Here is a 1116-nt window from a genome sequence, read left to right on the forward strand (position 1 = left end):
GGACAAGGCATTTTCCCTTGCCTGGCGGGCGAATTCAGCGGGAGTTGCCCACTGCAATGCAGAGTCGGGACGCGTCTCATTATAGTACTGCCGCCATTCGTCTATTTTGTGCCTGGCGTCCTCCAGGGACAGAAACCAATGTGCATTCAGGCACTCCTGCCGTAATCGACCATTGAAGCTTTCCACCTTGGCGTTGTCGGTGGGTTTGCCCGGACGGCTGAAGTCGAGTTCAACGCCGCGCTCATAGGCCACTTGTCCATGGCCTTTGATATGAACTCGCTGCCATTATCGACCTTGATCGTAGCACGTAATCCCCGCTCAATTGCAATACGGTTGAGTGTGTTTACGACGTCTTCTCCTTTCAAGTTCTGGCCTACCTCGATGGCCAGGCTCTCCCGGGTATAGTTATCCACTACTGCCAGTGCCCGCAGGCGTCTGCCATCGAACAGTGCATCGGCAACGAAATCCATGCTCCAGATCTGATTGATCGCCGTCACCTCATGTTTGGGCTGGCGCAGTCGCGCCGACTTGTTGCGCTTGGGACGCTTGAGACGTAACGACAACCCCTCCTCGCGGTAGAGCCGGTAGACACGTTTGTGATTGTCTTCAAAGCCTTCCCGCTGCAACAGAACATGCACTCTGCGGTAACCATAATGCACGCCTGTTGCCGCGATTTCCTTGATGCGCATGCGCAATACCGACGAATCACGGGCTCGCGACTTATACCTGTATACCAAACTCGACATCCTCAGCAATGCGCAGGCCTGCCTCAAGCTGGCGCGGTAATGGTTGCAAAGCTCCTCAATCAGAATGCGCTTGTGGAAAGGCTTTAAAGCTTTTTTGACAGCACGTCCTGCAGCATGCTCTTGTCCAGGCTCAAGTCGGCTACCAGGCGCTTCAACTTGACGTTCTCTTCCTCCAGTTGCTTCACGCCTGAGCTCGGAGGGACCCAGCCCACCGTACTTCTTCCTCCAGTTGTAGAAGGTGGCATCGCTGATACCCATCTTCCTGCAGACCTCTTCAACCGCGTGCCAAGCTCAGCCTGCTTCAGGGCAAATGCAATCTGCTGCTCCGTATACTTGCTCTTCTTCACGTCACGACTCCTTTCCTTTTCAA

1 protein-coding gene and 1 pseudogene are annotated in these 1116 nt (G+C 54.6%); both read right to left on the reverse strand.

Annotation, left to right across the window (positions count from 1 at the left end; translation table 11 throughout):
- Positions 1-186 (reverse strand): integrase core domain-containing protein (locus BMZ14_RS15555; RefSeq protein WP_256208685.1); only part of this gene is annotated, 186 nt, incomplete at its 3' end.
- Positions 147-965: pseudogene (locus BMZ14_RS14570) on the reverse strand (DDE-type integrase/transposase/recombinase); the annotation flags it as partial. The pseudogene BMZ14_RS14570 and the gene BMZ14_RS15555, both read right to left, overlap by 40 nt.
- Positions 966-1116: the final 151 nt, after the last annotated feature.

The sequence above is a fragment of the Nitrosospira briensis genome (assembly GCF_900115125.1).
Classification (GTDB): domain Bacteria; phylum Pseudomonadota; class Gammaproteobacteria; order Burkholderiales; family Nitrosomonadaceae; genus Nitrosospira; species Nitrosospira briensis_A.